This is a genomic window from Streptomyces africanus, from assembly GCF_002150735.1.
Classification (GTDB): Bacteria; Actinomycetota; Actinomycetes; order Streptomycetales; family Streptomycetaceae; genus Streptomyces; species Streptomyces africanus.
Genome location: NZ_MUKA01000670.1, coordinates 1 through 507 on the forward strand (window position 1 = coordinate 1; position 507 = coordinate 507).

The 507-nt window shown below is 68.2% G+C and carries 1 protein-coding gene; it reads right to left on the bottom strand.

Translation table 11 applies throughout. From position 1 onward, the window contains the following. The coding region (locus tag CCL05_RS43280; RefSeq protein ID WP_279629970.1) for a citrate/2-methylcitrate synthase at window positions 1–507 on the bottom strand (507 nt) is incomplete at both ends.

The following is a 507-nucleotide window of genomic DNA, read 5'->3' on the forward strand; positions in this document are numbered from 1 at the left end:
GCCCGCGTAGTACTCGACGTTGGTGTGGAGTTCGCGGCCGGGCTTCAGCTCCGTCAGGATCGCCTCGACGTGCCGTTCGACCTCCGCGGCGAAGTCCACCCGCGGACCGCCGAACCCCTGTGCGACCTCGCGCAGCATCCGTGACCTGGGGTCCTCCGTGCGGTAGATCGCGTGCCCGAAGCCCATGATCCGCTCACCGGCGAGCACCCGCTGCCGCACCCAGGAGTCGATACGGTCCGGAGTGCCGATCGCGTCCAGGGTGTCCAGCGCGCGACTGGGCGCACCGCCGTGCAACGGCCCCGACAGCGCCGCCACCGCACCGGCGAGGCACGCCGCCACATCCGCACCCGTCGACGCGATGACCCGAGCCGTGAAGGTTGATGCATTGAATCCGTGATCAATGGTTGAGATCAGGTATTGCTCGATCGCCCGTGCGTGCTGCTCGGTCGGCACCGAGCCGGTCAACATGTACAGATAGTTGGCCGCGTACGACAGGTCCTCGCGCGG